This window comes from Streptomyces sp. BJ20, assembly GCF_022869105.1.
Classification (GTDB): Bacteria; Actinomycetota; Actinomycetes; order Streptomycetales; family Streptomycetaceae; genus Streptomyces; species Streptomyces griseoincarnatus.
Window position 1 is genome coordinate 2,367,129 of the sequence record NZ_CP094918.1, and the last position, 16,309, is coordinate 2,383,437.

General features: G+C 70.4%; 16 protein-coding genes and 3 pseudogenes. 4 read left to right on the forward strand and 15 right to left on the reverse strand.

The window, feature by feature from the left end:
• Nucleotides 1-403: 403 nt before the first annotated feature.
• A pseudogene (locus MTR79_RS10840) lies at nucleotides 404-568 on the reverse strand (RHS repeat-associated core domain-containing protein); the annotation flags it as partial.
• A 241-nt stretch (nucleotides 569-809) separates the two neighbouring features.
• Here MTR79_RS10840 and MTR79_RS10845 point away from each other — a divergent pair.
• The 4 genes and pseudogenes from MTR79_RS10845 to MTR79_RS10860 form a co-directional block, all read left to right on the forward strand.
• Nucleotides 810-969, forward strand: a pseudogene (locus tag MTR79_RS10845) (IS3 family transposase); the annotation flags it as partial.
• The gene (locus MTR79_RS10850) at nucleotides 949-1,224 is read left to right on the forward strand and encodes an IS110 family transposase (protein ID WP_244793118.1); all 276 of its coding nucleotides are present in this window, start codon (nucleotides 949-951) and stop codon (nucleotides 1,222-1,224) included. The pseudogene MTR79_RS10845 and the gene MTR79_RS10850, both read left to right, overlap by 21 nt.
• A gap of 32 nt (nucleotides 1,225-1,256) precedes the next feature.
• Nucleotides 1,257-1,355: pseudogene (locus MTR79_RS10855) on the forward strand (3-oxoadipate enol-lactone hydrolase); the annotation flags it as partial.
• Nucleotides 1,356-1,985: 630 nt separating this feature from the next.
• Complete coding sequence (locus tag MTR79_RS10860) at nucleotides 1,986-2,441, forward strand: GNAT family N-acetyltransferase (RefSeq protein WP_244789895.1); 456 nt, start codon at nucleotides 1,986-1,988, stop codon at nucleotides 2,439-2,441.
• 452 nt (nucleotides 2,442-2,893) lie between these two features.
• Here the strand turns inward: MTR79_RS10860 and MTR79_RS10865 are convergent, their stop codons facing one another.
• The 14 genes from MTR79_RS10865 to MTR79_RS10930 all read right to left on the reverse strand — a co-directional run bounded on the left by MTR79_RS10865 (nucleotide 2,894) and on the right by MTR79_RS10930 (nucleotide 16,287).
• Nucleotides 2,894-4,243 carry an MFS transporter gene (locus MTR79_RS10865; protein WP_244789897.1) on the reverse strand — a complete coding sequence of 450 codons (1,350 nt, stop codon included), beginning with the start codon at nucleotides 4,241-4,243 and terminating at the stop codon, nucleotides 2,894-2,896.
• Nucleotides 4,244-4,453: 210 nt separating this feature from the next.
• On the reverse strand, nucleotides 4,454-5,269 hold the full coding sequence (locus MTR79_RS10870) for an IclR family transcriptional regulator (protein ID WP_244789899.1): 816 nt from the start codon (nucleotides 5,267-5,269) through the stop codon (nucleotides 4,454-4,456).
• A gap of 46 nt (nucleotides 5,270-5,315) precedes the next feature.
• Nucleotides 5,316-5,765, reverse strand: coding sequence for a MarR family transcriptional regulator (locus MTR79_RS10875; RefSeq protein ID WP_244789901.1), 450 nt, complete (start codon nucleotides 5,763-5,765; stop codon nucleotides 5,316-5,318).
• A gap of 97 nt (nucleotides 5,766-5,862) precedes the next feature.
• Complete coding sequence (locus MTR79_RS10880; RefSeq protein WP_244789903.1) at nucleotides 5,863-6,729, reverse strand: fumarylacetoacetate hydrolase family protein; 867 nt, start codon at nucleotides 6,727-6,729, stop codon at nucleotides 5,863-5,865.
• Nucleotides 6,730-6,761: 32 nt separating this feature from the next.
• Nucleotides 6,762-7,802, reverse strand: a complete 1,041-nt coding sequence (locus tag MTR79_RS10885; RefSeq protein ID WP_244789905.1) for a cupin domain-containing protein — start codon at nucleotides 7,800-7,802, stop codon at nucleotides 6,762-6,764.
• Nucleotides 7,803-7,825: 23 nt separating this feature from the next.
• A complete protein-coding gene (locus tag MTR79_RS10890) occupies nucleotides 7,826-9,040 on the reverse strand; it encodes an FAD-dependent monooxygenase (RefSeq protein WP_244789907.1) in 1,215 nt (404 codons plus the stop codon).
• Nucleotides 9,041-9,195: 155 nt separating this feature from the next.
• Nucleotides 9,196-9,846, reverse strand: a complete 651-nt coding sequence (locus tag MTR79_RS10895; RefSeq protein WP_244789909.1) for a CoA transferase subunit B — start codon at nucleotides 9,844-9,846, stop codon at nucleotides 9,196-9,198.
• The gene (locus MTR79_RS10900; RefSeq protein ID WP_244789911.1) at nucleotides 9,843-10,598 is read right to left on the reverse strand and encodes a CoA transferase subunit A; all 756 of its coding nucleotides are present in this window, start codon (nucleotides 10,596-10,598) and stop codon (nucleotides 9,843-9,845) included. The genes MTR79_RS10895 and MTR79_RS10900 overlap by 4 nt, the downstream gene beginning before the upstream one ends.
• Entirely contained in the window at nucleotides 10,595-11,392 is a 798-nt protein-coding gene (locus MTR79_RS10905; RefSeq protein WP_244789913.1) for an SDR family NAD(P)-dependent oxidoreductase, read from the reverse strand. The genes MTR79_RS10900 and MTR79_RS10905 overlap by 4 nt, the downstream gene beginning before the upstream one ends.
• A complete protein-coding gene (locus MTR79_RS10910; RefSeq protein WP_244789915.1) occupies nucleotides 11,389-12,141 on the reverse strand; it encodes an SDR family oxidoreductase in 753 nt (250 codons plus the stop codon). Before MTR79_RS10910 ends, MTR79_RS10905 begins: the two co-directional genes overlap by 4 nt.
• Nucleotides 12,138-13,109 (reverse strand): fumarylacetoacetate hydrolase family protein, encoded by a 972-nt coding sequence (locus MTR79_RS10915; RefSeq protein WP_244789917.1) that lies wholly within the window; start codon nucleotides 13,107-13,109, stop codon nucleotides 12,138-12,140. The genes MTR79_RS10910 and MTR79_RS10915 overlap by 4 nt, the downstream gene beginning before the upstream one ends.
• Before the next feature lie 23 nt (nucleotides 13,110-13,132).
• Complete coding sequence (locus MTR79_RS10920; RefSeq protein WP_244789919.1) at nucleotides 13,133-14,200, reverse strand: MBL fold metallo-hydrolase; 1,068 nt, start codon at nucleotides 14,198-14,200, stop codon at nucleotides 13,133-13,135.
• Nucleotides 14,201-14,335: 135 nt separating this feature from the next.
• A complete protein-coding gene (locus tag MTR79_RS10925) occupies nucleotides 14,336-15,268 on the reverse strand; it encodes a VOC family protein (protein ID WP_244789921.1) in 933 nt (310 codons plus the stop codon).
• Nucleotides 15,269-15,273: 5 nt separating this feature from the next.
• Entirely contained in the window at nucleotides 15,274-16,287 is a 1,014-nt protein-coding gene (locus MTR79_RS10930; RefSeq protein ID WP_244793119.1) for an amidohydrolase family protein, read from the reverse strand.
• Nucleotides 16,288-16,309: the final 22 nt, after the last annotated feature.

The following is a 16,309-nucleotide window of genomic DNA, read 5'->3' on the forward strand; positions in this document are numbered from 1 at the left end:
CGCCCGGCTCGACCGCGGCTCTGCGCCATCCCGTCAGTCCGCCGATTCCGACGAGGGCGATCTGCTGGGTCAGTTCTTCGGCGGTTTCGGCGTACAGGTCGGCGAGGGCGTCGCAGCCCTGCTGGCGGAGCATGTATTCGGCGCGGTAGAGGCGGTAGGCGGGGCGGACGGGGAGGTACTTGTCGACGAAGGCGCCGGCGCCGCCGTTCTGGCCGGTGAATGCGTCGTACGCGTCTCCGAGGAAGACGAAGGGGGACTTGAAGACGTCGACGAACGCGTCGCCGAAGATGCCCGCTGCTTCGCCGAGGCTGTCGACGCGGTCGTTGTTGGGGTCGTCGGGGGTCAGTCCGCTGGGGTCGGTCAGGAGGGTGGGGACGTTGTCGGCGTAGGCATAGGGCGATATGTGCGGGGTCGTCCGGGCGCGGGTGGCCGGGTCGGGCCGGGTGAAGCGGCCGGTGGCGGTGTCGTACTGGCGGGCGTGGAGGTCGAGGTTGCCGGTGGTGGTCTCGTAGCGGGCGCCGGTGTAGGAGGGAGGGCTCGCGGGGGCGCCGCCGGTGACGGTACCCAGGACCCGGGTACCGAACGGGTCGTAGGCCCAGCCTCAACCAGCGGCGAGGTGGTGCCGCCCGGACTCGACGTCCCGTCGGCGCTGTTGAGGAAGACCCAGGCGTAGTACTCCTTGCAGGTGGGGCGGGTAAACGGACCTTTGACGGAGAGATAAGAGGAGGCAGCGGGCATGAAACGAAAGAACCGGCTGCTTGAACTGCTCCGGGCCTGATGGAGGCTCGATTCCCTGAGAGGATCGAGTCATGGCACGTCCGTCCCTTTACCCTCCCGAGCTTCGCGAGCGCGCGGTGCGCATGGTTGCGGAGATCCGCCCGAACTGCCCCCGAGTGGGCCGCGATGAAGGCGGTCGCGGCCAAGCTGGGGATCGGTTCAGCAGAGACGGTGAGGACCTGGGTCCGCAGGACCTGCCCCATCGCGTGCTCCTCCGGCCGGCGGAGCACGCGCCGGCTCAATCACGGCGGAGACCGCCAGGTCAACGCTGCCCTGCACCGCATCGTGTTCACCCGCCTGCGTCACGGCCCGCGCGCCCAGGAGTACTACGAACGCCGCACCCGGGAGGGCAAGACCCGGCGTGAGAGCATCAGATGCATCAAGCGGTATGCCGCCCGCGAGGTCTTCAACCTGGTCAGACCGGTTTCCCGCGCCCCCGCGTTATAGGGGCGTCCGTGAGACGTGAGAGGGTCTGGGGCGTGAGTGAGACACCGTCGAACACCCTGCAATACCGCTTTGACGGGCCGGAAGAGGCCCCGGTCCTGATCCTCGGTCCCTCACTGGGTACCACCTGGCACAGGTTGTAGAGACCGTCCAGGGACCTCCACGGCAGTCCAGCGCGGGCAGGAAATTGCAGGTCAGAGCGTCTTGGTCCGCGACGGTCCGCCCAGTTGGTGATTGCGGTGTGACACGAGGGTGATACGGCGAGGCCCCATCGGGGTCCGTCGTGACGGGATCTCTGTGCGGATCGGTGAGACGGCGAAGCCGCATCGGAGCAGTCCGGTGCGGCTTCTCTGTGAGATCGAACGCGCTGGCGCGCACGATGCGGTCGGCGGCCCGTGCAGTTCGTAGGGACGTGACTTTCCCGGATGCCTGATTTGCGATCGCACGCGTTCATCCGTCCGTGCGAGGGTGCGTGCCCCTCCGCGTGGACCGGGTTGCGTGAGTACGGGAGACAGGATCGACCAGCTGGCCATCGGCATCTGAACTGGCGATCCCGGCCTGTGGCGAAGTCACGGCTGCGTCACTGTCGCGGGGGATGTCCGTGTGGGCGTCGATCCGCACTCCCGTAACTACTACGAACGCCGCATCGGGAATCTGCGAGATAGGCCCATGCCTTAATCGCTGCCTTGCCCGAGAGGTCGGCCGCTTGGTCAGGCCCACTCGGCCATGACACCCACCAGAAGGCCGGTCGTACGCTAGGAAGTATGAAGATCAGAGTCCGTGACGCTCGTCCAGCCGACGTCAAATGGATGAGCGGAAACACCGAGGGCTGGACGGTCACGGTCGAGAAGCAGGAGGGGTCCGCCTCCCTGGCGGAGGCGCTGCATGCCCTGATCGCAGAGGATCCCGACCAAGGCGTGTGTATGGGATGGCTTCACTCCAGTCTGCAGCGCGCGGTAGGCGACGAGCCCGGCTACGTCAGGCTTTATGAGCTTTACGTTCCTCCCGAGTTCCGGCGAATGGGAGTGGCGCGCGCCTTGGTCGATGAGTTGTTTGCTCGGGTGCCCGATCAGGAGATCGTGTTGTCTGCGTGGGACAGGGAGCTGTACGAGGTATGGCTCAAGCTGGGATTTATTTATGTCCCTGAATTCGGTGAGGTTTCAGGGGACTGTGGATACTACGGTGACATGATGCGCCCACCGGTGGAAGCCACATCCTGAAGAAGCAGACATCGTCCGCCCGCTCTCATCGCGGACAGGCAAGGTCGGGAGTTCCTCCGTGCATCACGTTCTGGCACCGGGCCACGAGCTGAGAGGGGCACGGCCGGCCCCAGACTGCGCGATGAGGTGGTGTGAGCGCTGCATCCTGTTGGCCGCAAATACGCACTGATTGACGGCAACGAAGGCACTGGCCGGCTTGCCATGCGCGTTCTCTCGGTTGAGCAGTGCTAATGCCGGTACCGTCCCGCCGCCCGTCTCCCAGGGGCAGCTTCGTCGAAGAAATCGCGCAGGCCAACATCGACGTACAGGTCATCGCCAAGTGCCTGTCGGTCTGGTCTCCCGTTCACGGACGACGTTCGGCGGGACGGAACAAAGTGTTTCGCGTGGTGCTAACCTCAGGTTCGCCAGACTTACTGGGGCCCGTCTTGTTGCGAGGGGGGCGGTCAGGGAGCTTAAGCAGACGACGGTGTTGGCCTGGTGTCACGCGCCGCCTTCACTGCTGGCTGATTCCTTCGCATGGCCAGCAGAAGCAAGCCGGCCGCGCAGAACACAGCACCCGTCGTGACGTACAGGGCCAGCGGTGTCCAGCCCGCGTCCAGCAGCCAGCCCGCCGTGGTGGGTGCGATGATGGCACCCACGCGGCCGACACTGATCGCCGCTCCCACACCTGTCGCCCGCAGCGGTGCCGGGTAGACGCTCGGGGTCAGGGCGTAGAGGCCGGCGATGCAGCCGTTGACCGCGACTCCGATGGCGGCGCCGATGCAGAAGGCCAGGACGAGTGTGTCGGTGGACGACGCGAAGGCCACGACGAGTGCTGCCGACACGAAGAGGTAGGTACGCAGGACGCTGCCGAGCGCGTACCGCGCGGCCAGTGCGCCCAGGAGTGCGGTGCCGAAGACGCCGCCCAGGTTGAGCAGCGTTCCGCCGGTCAGGCTCTGTGCCGCGGACATCCCGGCCTCCACGAGGAGGGTCGGCGTCCAGCTCGTGACGAAGTAGAAGGCCGCCATGACGAGGAAGAAGGCACCCCACAACACCAGGGTGGGGCGGCGGAGATCCGGCGCCAGGAGAAGGCGGAAACCGCTTGCGGAGGTGAGCGTCGTCGGCTCCCTGCCCGGGAGCGTGGACAGATCTGGCTGTCCCATGCGGCGGGCCAGCTCGTTGACACGGCTCAGGGCATTGGCGGGTCTCCTGCTGAGGAGGAAGTCGAGCGATTCCGGCAGAAGACGGGAGGCAAGGGGAATGACGGCCAGGGTGGCGAGTCCGCCGGCCAGGAACACCGAGCGCCATCCGTAGCGGTCGATGAGGGCGACAGAAGAGACGCCGCCGATCGTCGCGCCCACGGCGTATCCGGTGGAGTTGAGGCTGACGGCCAGACCGCGCCAGCGGCGGGACGCGAACTCACCGGCGATGACGTTGCTGCAGGCGAGAACGGCGCCGATGCCGACACCGGTGAGCAGGCGCAGCGCCCCCAACTGCTGCCAGTTCTGACTGACCGAGGACAGCAGCATGCCCACGGCCGCGAGGGCCAGGCCCGCCAGGATGACAGGCCGCCGGCCGATCTGGTCGGCCTGGGGAGCGATGAGCAAGGCGCCCAACGCCATGCCCGCCAGCCCGCTGCTCAGCAGCAGCCCGAGGGTACCGGAGTCGAGGTGCCACTCGCCGGAGATCGTTTTTCCGGTGAAGGACATGACCAGCACGTCGAAACCGTCAAGGGTGTTGAGCAGCACGCAGATAGCAATCACACCCCACTGGAAACGGCTCATGGGCCCGTCGTCCAGGGCCTGCGTGAGGCGGGCGGTCACCGGACGGCCTGCGGGGCGGTGGGGCGGTGGGGGCACTTCTCCATGGCAGCACTCCGTTGTCGACTGCGGGATGGCCGAACCGACTCGTCGGCGCGCCGTGGGCGGCAGCCTCGGGTTCGGCAGTGGGAGCAGTCATGGTGCGAGCGGCGGTCTCGCGCGGCCAGGTGGTTTCCCGGATGCCGGAAAACAAGTGTTGCGGGCCGATGTCCTTCAGAGGTCGGGTGTATCAAGAGTTCGGGAAATGGCGCGGCCGCATGAGCGGACCAGATCGGCGAGCGCTCCGACGGACGTGGACCCGTGCCGGACCACCACGGAGACAGCTGCGGTCACCTCGCCGTCGCCGGTGGTGACGGGCGCGGCGACGGAGAGGGTGTCGGTGGACAGTTGCCGGTCGCTGACCGCGTAGCCGCACGTGCGTGCCTGGGCGAGGACCGCCCTGAGCCGGCCGCTGTCGGTGAGCGTGAGCGGTGTGTGCCGGGGTATCGTCCGCGCGAGAGCCTCCTCCTGAACGGCTGCCGGTGCGTGGGCGAGCAGCACCAGTCCCGCTGCTGTCGTGGTGATGCCCAGCCGTCCTCCGACTCGTGTCAGCGTGGGCACGGCACAGCTCGGCGCGATGCGTTCGATGAAGACCACCTCGCTTGCGTCACGGACGGCGAGCTGGACGTTCTCACGGACGAGGGTGGAGAGGTCTTCCAGGTAGGGCAGTGCACGCTCGCGCAGTCCTTGACTGCGCGGAGCCAAGGACGCGACCTCCCACAGTCGCAGCCCGATGCGGTAGCGGCCTTGCGCGTCGCGTTCCAGAGCGCCCCACACGAGCAGGTCGCCCAGCATGCGGTGCACGGTGGAGACGGGCAGACCTGATCGCCGGGCCAGCTCGCTCAGGGACAGGTGAGGACGTTGTGCGCTGAAGGCACCGAGGATGCGCAGAGCCCGGCCGATGACGGGCCCTGTTGTGGTGGCGGCCGAGGTACCGGCTTCCTGCGGGGGAGCGGAGGGAGGCGCGCTGCGCAGGGCGTGACGGGTCAAGGCGTGAGTCCTTCCTCGCTGCCTGGACGTCCCGCGCTTCACCGACTCACGGGCCGTCGCTGAGTGCCTCGGCGTCCAGCGACGCGATCTTGCGGAGGACGTCGACGGCGAGCTTGCGTTCGTCACCGGGAAGCGCGTCGAGCAGTTGCTCGTTGACGGCCTCGGCCGGACGGATCAGGGAGTCGAGTAGTTGGGCTCCCTGATCGGTGAGGCTCAGCAGGGTCCGCCTGCGGTCCTCCTCGTCGCGGACCTGACTGACGTAGTGCTGCTCGGTCAGCCGGCGGACGATGTGGTTGACCGTCGAGCGGTCCAGTGAGGTGAAGTGCGCGAGGGTGCGCTGGTCGATGCCGGGGTCCCGGCTGAGGGTGTTGAGGACGGCGAACTGCTGGGAGGTGATCTCCCTGGACACGTGCCGGTACCACAGGGCGGTGTGCACCTGTTCCGCGCGCCGGATCAGGTGTCCGACGTAGTTGTGCAGTTCCAGTGCGTGCGCCACAGTCTTCCGTCCGTCTGTCGCCGGGGTGGTGCCGGCCGGGGACGGCCGGTGTGGGGAGTCTACGAGTGCGGGCACCACCCCGGCGGTGACCGGGTGGTCAGCGGCTGCGGCGGCCGGGGCGCTGGTCGTAGGGAAGGGCACGGGAGCCGTCGACACCGACCTCCAGGCGACCGACCTTCTCGATGTCCAGGACCACCCGGTCACCGTGGCTGAGCGGTCCCACTCCGGCCGGGGTGCCGGTCGCGATCACGTCACCCGGGTGCAGGGTCATGACGGAGGAGGTGTACGCGATCAGTTCGCGGACGCCGAAGATGAGGTCCGCCGTGTTGGTGCGCTGCCGGGTGGTGCCGCCGACGTCGCAGCGCAGGTCGAGGGCGTCCGGGTCCGGGATCTCGTCGGCGGTCACGATCCAGGGGCCGAGCGGGGTGAACGTGTCGAAGGACTTGCGGGTGGAGCGGTCCTCGCCGGAGCGGACGGTGATGTCCAGGACGCAGGTATAGCCGAAGACGTGGTCCAGGGCTTCGTCCGTGCTCACGTGCGAGGCGGTGCGGCCGATGACGACGCCCAGTTCGCCTTCCTGGTCGGTGCGCTTGTCGGAGTAGGGGAGGAGGATGTCCTGGCCCGGGCCGATGACGGAGGAGTTCGCCTTGAGGAAGACGCCGAGGTCGGCCACCGAGGTGGTGTACTCCATCTCGGCCTTGTGGTCGAGGTAGTTGACCGGCGCGCCGATGATCTTCCCGGGGCGGGGGAGCGGGGCCTCCAGGGCGGCTTCGGCCAGCGGGATCCGGGGTCGGCCGGCGAGGTCGAAGCGGACGGTGCCCTCGTCGGTAGCCGTCTCGATGCAGCGCTGGAGCGCACCGACGGGGCCGGCGGTGTCGGCTCCGGCGACCTGGTCGGTCACGTCGACGAGGTCGTCACCGACGACGAGTCCGAGGCGTCCCTTGTTGAACAGTGCCAGACGCATGCTGGCCTCCTTGTGGGTGTCGGGTGGGAGGGTCAGGCGCCGGGGTCGGCGTCTTCGGTGCGGTAGAGGCCGAGGGAGCGCATGACCGGCTCGTCGCTGTAGGAGAACAGGACGGCGTCCGCGGAGGCCGAGGTGTTGACGTGCCGGTAGGAGGCCCAGCCGGGGACGGCGAAGGTGTCGTGCTCGGACCACTCCAGCCGTTCGCCGTCGACGATCGTGGCGCCTTCGCCGCGGACGACGTTGAAGATGGTCGAGGCCGTGTGGCGGCGGCCGGCTCCCTCGAAGCCGGGGCGCAGCCGCTGGACGCGGCAGCCGATGGTGGGCATGACCGGGCCGCCGGTCCAGGGGTTGGTGTATTCCAGGACGACGCCGTCGACGTCGCTGCCGTCGGCCGTGTCGGCGATGGCGTCCAGAGCGCGCTCCGTCTCCTGCCAGGTGTAGCGGGTGACGGGGGAGTTGGGGCCGTCCTGGGTGAGCCAGGCGGGGGTGAGCCGGCCGTGCAGGAACTGGCGGCTGCCGGCGTCGTCGGGCTTGGTCACGGGCTGGAGGCGCTGCGGGTACTGCTCGTAGAAGCCGGCTTCCAGGGCGTTGACCAGGGGGTAGTCGAGGGCGTCGAGCCAGATCATCGGCGCGTCGCCCTCGTGGGTGTGGTCGTGCCAGTGCCAGCCGGGGGTGAGCAGGAGGTCGCCGGGGGCCATGAAGACCCGCTCGCCGTTGACGGTGGTCCAGGCGCCGTCGCCCTCGAGGATGAAGCGGAAGGCGTTGGAGGTGTGCCGGTGGGCCTGTGCGGTCTCGCCGGGCAGGATGATCTGGAGGCCCGCGTAGAGGGTGTTGACCGTGGCCGGGGGGTCGGTGAGGCCGGGGTTGACGAGCATGAGGACCCGTCGTTCGGCCTCCTCCAGGGACAGAGTCTTGGAGAAGTGCAGCAGATGCGGGCGGAGTTCGCGCCAGTCCCAGCGGTAGGGGACGGCGCGGCTCTTGGGCTGGGCGGGGAACAGGTTGCCGTAGAAGCGCCACAGCGGGGCGGCTCCCAGGCCCTCCAGGGCCTTGTAGGCGAGTTCGTCGGTTGTCATGGTGTCCTCCTACGCGAGCCGGATCACAGGGCGGGAGCAGGTGCGGGGGTGGGGGTCCACACCCAGGAGATGTCGTCGAACGCCTCGGGGCCGCGAGACGAGAGGAGCATGTTGCGCAGGGTGGCTCCCATACCTTCGAGGTGGCAGATCTCGCCGAAGCGGCGGGCGTTGGTCTGGATGAGAGTCGCCCGTTCCCGACGCCGGTCCGCGTATGCGGCGAAGGCTTCGGCGGGGTCCGCGCGCTGGCCGAGAGCCTGGCCGAGCGCCACGGCGTCCTCCAGCGCCTGGCAGGCGCCCTGCGCGAGGTACTGGAGCATGGGGTGGGCGGCGTCTCCGAGAAGCGCGATCCGCCCGTGCACCCAGGTGCTGATCGGGGCGCGGTCGTACAGCGGCCAGCGACGGTCGCGGGAGACGAGCGGCAGCGCGTCGCGCACGGCCTGGCAGGCGCCGGCGAAGCGTTCCTCCAGCTCGGTTTCGGTGCCCCAGTCGTCGGAATCCGGCGTGTAGTGGTCGCTCTCGAACACGGCGACCTGGTTGTACAGCTCGCCGCGACGTACGGGGTACTGCACCAGGTGCATGCGCGGCCCGGCCCACACCATGACCGCTTCCGAGGCGGCGTGCTGGGACATCCGGCCGGTCATCTTCCCGGTGGGCAGGGCGCCGCGGAAGGCGACGTAGCGCGAGCAGACCGGTTCGCCGTCACCGACCAGTACCTGGCGCAGCCGGGAGTGCAGTCCGTCCGCCGCGACGACCGCGTCGGCGGTCAGCGGGGCGTGGCCCTCCGCGAAGCGCAGGTGTACCCCGGATCCGTCCTGGTCTGCCTCGGTGACGGTGTGTCCCGTGCGCAGCGTGACGGCGGGGTGTTCCTGGCAGGCGGTCAGGAGTGCGGCGTGCAGGTCGGTGCGGTGGGTGACCAGGTAAGGGTGTGCGAAGCGGTCGGTGTAGGCCGAGCTGCGCAGATCGAGGGAGGTGACCTCGTCGCCGGTCAGGGCGTCCATCATGACCAGCCGGGGCGGGGCTACCGCGGATGCCCGGACGGCCGGCAGTACGCCGAGTTCGTCGAGGGCGAGGGAGGCGTTCGGGGCGAGCTGCAGGCCGGCCCCGATCTCGCCGAAGCGGGCGGCCCGCTCCACGAGCGTCACGCGATGGCCGGCGCGGGCAGTCGCCAGCGCGGCGGCCAGTCCGCCGATACCGCCTCCGACTACGGCGATGTGGAGTGGAGAGGTGAGGACGGGCATCTGGCCTCCAAAAGTCAGCTCGGGAGGACATCGGGAGCGGAGGCGGTCAGACCTGGCCTCCGATGGTCCGTACACCAATCATTGGCGTACGGACTATATTCCGAGAGTGTTTCCCCCGTGTCAATGGTTCGTGGACAAACTCTCCCGGCCGCCGGTCAGCACGCGGCGGAGACGCTGTCCACCTCCAGGGCGGTGCCGGTGCGGGCGGTGATGTCCTCGACGGTGACGCCGGGGGCGGTTTCGACCAGGGCGAGGCCGTCGGGGGTGACGTCGAGGACGCCGAGGTCGGTGATGATCCGGTGCACGCACTGCTCGCCGGTGAGGGGGAGGGTGCACTCGTCGACGATCTTGGGAGTGCCGTCCTTGGCAGTGTGCTCCATGAGGACGATGACGCGGCGGGCACCGTGGACCAGGTCCATCGCCCCGCCCATGCCCTTGACCATCTTGCCGGGGATCATCCAGTTGGCGAGGTCGCCGCGGGCGGAGACCTGCATGGCGCCGAGGACCGCGGTGTCGATGTGGCCGCCGCGGATCATGCCGAAGGAGAGCGCGGAGTCGAAGAAGGAGGCGCCGGGCAGGACGGTGACCGTTTCCTTGCCGGCGTTGATCAGGTCGGGGTCGACTTCGTCCTCGTACGGGTAGGGGCCGGTGCCGAGGATGCCGTTCTCGGAGTGCAGGACGACGTGGACGCCGCGCGGGAGGTGTCCGGGGATCAGGGTGGGCAGGCCGATGCCCAGGTTGACGTAGGAGCCGTCGGTGAGTTCGGCGGCGGCGCGGGCGGCCATCTGCTCGCGGGTCCAGCTCATGGGCGTACGGTCCTCTTCTCTATGGGCTTGTCGGCGGCCTGGCCCGCAGTGAGCGCCACCACCCGCTGAACGTAGACCCCGGGCACGTGGATCTCATCGGGCCGGAGCGCGCCCGGTTCGACGAGCTCCTCGACCTCGGCGACGGTGATGCGGCCGGCCATGGCGGCGAGCGGGTTGAAGTTGGCGGCGGCGCGGCGGAAGACGAGATTGCCGTGGTGGTCGCCGCGCCAGGCCCGTACGAGGGCGAAGTCGGTGGTGATGCCGTGCTCCAGGACGTACGGGCGGCCGGCGAAGTCGCGCGTCTCCTTTGGCGGGGAGGCGACGGCCACGGTGCCGTCGGGCGTGTGGCGCCACGGCAGCCCGCCGTTCGCGACCTGCGTGCCGACGCCGGCCGGGGTGTAGAAGGCGGGGATGCCCGCGCCGCCGGCGCGCAGCCGCTCGGCGAGGGTGCCCTGCGGGGTCAGTTCCACTTCCAGTTCTCCGCCGAGGTACTGGCGGGCGAACTCCTTGTTCTCGCCGACGTAGGAGCCGGTCACTCGGGCGATGCGGCCCGCGGAGAGCAGGATGCCGAGTCCCCGGCCGTCGACGCCGCAGTTGTTCGAGACGACCTTCAGGCCGTTCGTGCCCCGTTCGTACAGGGCGCGGATCAGGACTTCGGGGACGCCGCTGAGGCCGAAGCCGCCGACGGCGAGCGAGGCGCCGTCGGGGATGTCGGCGACCGCTTCGGCGGCGCCGGCGCGGACCTTGTTCACGTGCGGACTGCCTTTCGGTTCGGGGCGCCGGGCAGGACGGCGGACCAGCCGCCGTCCACGACGAGGTGGGCGCCGGTGATGTGTGCGGCCTCGTCGGAGGCCAGGAAGACGGCCGCGTCGACGACGTCGTCGGGGTGGCCCAGCCGCCCGAGCGGGATGTGACCGCGGATGTCGTTCGTCGGGTGGTCGTCGGCGAGCAGGTTGCCGCGCGAGCCCTCGGTGTCGATCACCCCGGGGCTCACGCAGTTCACCCGGACGCCGTGCGGTGCTCCTTCGGCGGCCAGTCGGCGGGTGAGCGCGATGACGGCGCCGTCCGACTCCGAATGCGCCGTCCGGTGGTCGGTGAGGGAACCGGCCGGTCCCGCGGTCGAGCCGACGGTCAGGACGCAGCCGCGGCTGCGCAGAAGGTGCGGCCAGGCCGCCCGCACGGTCAGCCACACCGAGTCCAGCTCGGCCCGCATCGTGAACGCGAAGTCCTCGTACGGCCGGCTGTCGATCGCGCCGAACCGCACGGCGCCCGCGGCCGCGTACACGATGTCGATGCCGCCGAACGCGTCCACCGCCTCCTCCACCCAGGCACGGACGGCCTCCTCGTCGGTGACGTCGAGCGGGCCGGGGGTGAGAGCGGTGCCGCCCTCGCGGGCGATGAGCCGCTGGGTCTCCACGGCCTCCTCGTGCAGCAGGTCACCGCCGACCACGAGGGCGCCCTCGGCGGCGAACCGCAGCGCGGCGGCCCGGCCCTGGCCGCGCGCGGTCCCCGAGATCAGCGCCACCTTGCCTTCCAGTCGCTTCACGGCGCCCCCTCCCGCAGGGCGTCGGAGACGGACTTGACGCCGCCGTGCGCGGTCATGCCGCCGTCCACCGGGATCTCCGCGCCGCTGATGAACGACGCGTCGTCGGACAGCAGGAACACGACCAGGGGCGCCACCTCGCCGACGGAGCCGGTGCGACCGAGCGGCGTCTCCTTGATGTTGGCCTCGCGGAAGGCGGGCGCGGCGGAGGCGGTCATCTCCGTCTCGATGTAGCCGGGGTGGATCGTGTTGACGCGGATGCCGCGCGGGCCCAGCTCCAGGGCGGCGGTCTTCGACAGGCCGCGCAGCGCCCACTTGCTGGTCGTGTAGGCGACCGGGTAGTGCGCGGTGAGGGCCGCCGAGGAGCCGACGTTGACGACCGAGGAGCCCGGTGGCATGAGGGGAGCCAGGTGTTGGATGCCGAGGAGCGGACCGGTGACATTGACCGCGTGGACGTGGGCCATATCCTCGGGGCGCACGTCGCCGAGGCGGGCCCGCCAGGTGATGCCGGCGTTGTTGACCAGGCCGTGCACGTGCCCGTATGCCTCCCGCAGCTCGGCGGCGAGTTCGGCCCAGTCCTGCTCGCGGGTGACGTCCAGGCGCCGGCAGCCCGGCGCTTCGGTGGCGTCGGTGGCGATGACGCGGGCGCCCTCCCGGGTGAGGGCCTCGGCCTCGGCGGCGCCCTGTCCGCGTGCGGCGCCGGTGACGACGACGACCTTGCCGAGCAGCCTCTTGGGGTGCAGGTCACTCACGGCCGCTCCCGGGAGCGGCGCCGGCCTGTGGGGAGGGGGACGGGCTCGGCGCCGGGGACGACGGTGTTGGTGAGGGTGCCGAGGCCCTCGACGGTGAGGGTGACGGTGTCGCCGGGCTTCAGCGGCGGCGGGGTCTGCTCGCCGCGCCGGCCCCAGAGTTCGGCGAGGCAGCCGCCGTTGCCGCAGGTTCCGGAGCCGAGGACGTCGCCGGGGACGACGCGGGTGCCGCGGGAGGCGTAGGCGGTCATCTCCTCGAACGTCCAGCTCATGTTGGACAGCAGGTCCTCGCCGACCTTCTCGCCGTTGACCTCGGCGGTCAGGGCCAGGCGCAGGAAGTTTTCGACGTCACGGTACGGCTCCAGCTCGTCCGCGGTGACCAGGTACGGGCCGAGGGTGGTGGCGGTGTCCTTGCCCTTGCACGGGCCGAGGCCCACCTTCATCTCCGCGCCCTGGAGGTCCCGCGCGGACCAGTCGTTGAAGACGGTGTAGCCGAGGATGTGGTCGCGGGCCTGTTCGGCGGTGAGGTCGCGGCCCTCCCGGCCGACCACGGCGCCCACTTCGAGTTCGAAGTCGAGCACGGCCGAACCGGGGGGTACGGGGATGCCGTCCCCGGGGCCGTAGATCGCGTGCGGATTGGTGAAGTAGAAGGTCGGGGCCGCGTACCACTGCTCGGGGACGCCGCCGGTGCCCTCCACGGACCGGCGCACCCCTTCCACGTGCTCCTCGAAGGTCACGAAGTCCCGCACAGACGCGGGCTGCAGCGGAGGCAGCAACCGGACCTGGGAGACATGCGGGCCCGGGGGGACGTCCAGGGCCGCGGCGCCGGCGGCGAGCAACCCGGGGAGCCCGTCGGTCTGCTGGATCAGTGCGGTGAGCGAGGTGACGCCCGGCAGGGGGAAGAGGGTGCCGTCCTCTTCCACGACCGCCACCCGGTGGTGGTGTCGGTGTTCGTATGCGGCGAAACGCATGGTGCGGCTCCATCGGAGTGTGATCAGGAGAGTGGGATGCGCATGAGGTCGTGGCCCACGGTGACGCGGCCCCGGTAACCGGCCGCCCGGGCGGAGGCGCGGGCCGCCGCGGCCCACTCGCGGTCGGGGAACTGGGTCGGGTCGGCCGGCGCGAGGTGGCTGAGGACTACTTGGCGCGCCCCCGCGGCGGCGGCGATCCCGCCCACCTCTGCGATGTCGGTGTGGACCTCGCGCATGTGCTCGACGACGGTGGCGGGCAGGCCGGTCTCCTCGAACCACGCGGCGTCGACGGCCTCGTGGACCAGCAGGTCGCAGCCGCGGGCCAGGGCGATGAGGTCGTCACTGCGGCTGGTGTCGCCGGAGAAGACGACGGAGCCGTCCGCGGTGTCGAACCGGTAGGCGTACGCGGGGGACATGTTGCCGTGCGGGACCCTGGTCGCCGTCACCTTCACGGTGGCCGTCTCGAGGACGGTCACAACCGTGCCGGGCCGCGCCGACAGCTCGGTCACGTCGAGCATGGAGACGGGGTCGATGCCGAAGCCCTCGGCGACGAAGGCGTTGGTGGAGGCGGCGAAGGTGGCGTTCGCGCGCCGGGTGGTCTCGACGATGCCGGGCGCGGGCTGTTCGGGGGTGACGGGACCCGCGGTGACCGTGTCGCTCGGCCCCGGCCCCCATACGCGCACGATGCCGCCGAGTCCGGGCTGGGGCGGCATGACGCCGGCGCACAGCAGCGGGAAGTCGAAGTAGTCGACGATGTGGTCGGCGTGCAGGTGAGTGAGGAAGATCCCCTTGAGCGACGGCATCGACAGTCCCGCCCGCAGGTACTGGGTCACGGCGCCCCGGCCGCAGTCCACCAGGTAGGTGTCGGTGCCGACGGTCACGGCGGAGGCGATGCCCATGCGCTCGCCGTACGGCGGGGGGCCGCCCGCCGTGCCCAGCAGGTGCACGACCGTGCCCTTTCCCGGCCGGGACTTGTCCCGCGGCTCGGCGCGGGGCGCGGCGGCGGCCTGCGGGGTGACGGCGAGAGCGGTGGCGGCCGCGCCGCCGGCCAGCAGGCCGCGACGGGACAGCGGGGTCGTGCGAGGGCTCATCGGGGCGGTTCCTTCGATCGTCGTTGATGCGGGAGCCGTGGGGGGTAAGGAAGGGGGGCGAGCGGGGCCGGGGACGCGGCGGCGCGAGTCAGGGCGTGGACGCCGCTGCCGCGTCCCCGGCGTACGGGGAGCGGATCAGACCGGCGGGGCGACGAACACGCCGCGGTCGGGGTCGTTGAAGGACTCCTTGGCGACGAGTTCGTTCATGGGGTTGGCGGTGCCCCACTGGTCGGTGACCTCGGGCTGGGAGAAGTCGTAGACGTGAGGGTGCCAGGTGTCCTCGTCCAGGTTCTCCAGCTCGGTGGTGTACTCGACGGTGTTGCCGTGCGGGTCGAGGAAGTACGTGAAGGTGTTGTCGCCCGCCATGTGCCGGCCCGGGCCCCAAATCTTCTTGAAGCCCGCGCGGATGACGCGCCCGGAGCCGCGCATGTACTCGTCGATGCCGCGCATCTCGAAGGAGATGTGGTGCAGCGCGGTGTGCGGGCCCTTCGCGAGGGCCATGGAGTGGTGCTGGCTGCTGATCCGCATGAAGTGCATGACCTCGCCCATGTGCGGCGAGCTGAGCGTGTCCGACAGCGCGAAGCCGAGGTGACGCTCGTACCACTCGCGGGTGCGGTTCAGGTCGGGGGAGTTGAGCACGACGTGGGAGAGCTTGACCGGGATGGACTCCTTCTCCTCGATCTTGCGGTGCTGCCTGACCTCGACGTCGGCCAAGACCTCGATGGTGCGGCCGTCGACGTCGAAGAAGCGGAAGCCGTAGCCGCCGCCGGGGGTGTCGACCTTCCCCGGCCGGGAGATCAACTGCACGCCGCCGGCCAGCAGTCGCTCGGCGAGGGTGTCGACGTCGGCCGCGCTCGCGGCGCCGTAGGAGACGAGGTCGAGGCGCTTCTCGTCGGCCTTGCGCAGCCGTACGACGTACTGCTCGGGGGAGCCCTCGGCGGCCAGGAAGGAGATGCCGGAGTCCTCGGCGACCTTGGTCAGGCCCCAGACGCCGGAGTAGAAGTCGAGCTGCTTGTCGTAGTCGGGCACGGCGAGGTCGACGTGCCGCAGATGGGTGAGCAGGCGCATGATGGTCAGTCCTTCCGGAGGAGGGCGGCGGCGTTGCCGCCCCGGACGGCGTGGAAGTCGGCGTCGGACAGGCGCGCGGCGCGCAGGGCGCCGACCGGGTCCTCGGTGCCCATGTCGAAGGGGAAGTCCGAGCCGAGGAGCACCCGGTCGGCCCCGGCGACCCGGATCAGCTCGCGCAGCACGTGCGGGTCGTGGACGAGCGAGTCGAAGTACAGCCGCCTGAGGTAGCTGCTGGGCAGGTGGGCGCAGCCGGCGCCCGCGTCGGAGCGGGCCGACCAGGCGTGGTCGGAACGGCCGATGTGGGTGGGCAGGTAGCCGCCGCCGTGCGCGGCGATCAGCTTCAGCCCGGGGTGCCGGTCCAGGACCCCGGAGAAGATGAGGTGCGACAGGGCGACGGCGTTCTCGGTGGGCTGGCCGACCGTGTTGGACAGGTACCACTGGTCCAGCCGCTCGTCCAGCGTGCACCCGAAGGGATGCAGGAAGACGAGCGCGCCGGTCTCCTCCGCCCGGCTCCAGAAGGGTTCGTAGGCCGGATCGGACAGTTCACGGCCCGGAGCGTGGCTGGAGATCTCCACTCCGGCCAGCCCCTGCCCCAGGGCGTGGTCGAGCGCGGGCACCGTGTGCTCCGGATGCTGGAGCGGTACGAGCCCGAGCCCGCGCAGCCGGTCCGGGGCGGCCGCACAGTGCGCGGCCGTGGCCTCGTTGGCGAGCCGGTACAGCTTCTCGGCGGTGTGCTCGTCGGCCCAGTAGTGGTAGTGCGAGGGGGAGGGGCTGACCAGTTGGACGTCCACGCCCTGGGCGTCCATCGCGGCCAGGCGCACGGCGGGGTCGGTCAGGCGGGGGATGCGCTCGCGGACCATGGGGCCGCTGACGGCGAGGGCGGCGGGGCCGTTGCGGCGGGCGTCCAGCTCCTTGGCCTCGGCGTGGCCGGGCAGGCCGGCGACGAGCGCCTCGACCTCGGGCAGCAGGACGTGGGCGTGCACGTCCACGGTGGGCGTGTTCGCGGCGGTGGCGTTCACGAGAGCCGTGTTCTCGGCGGGC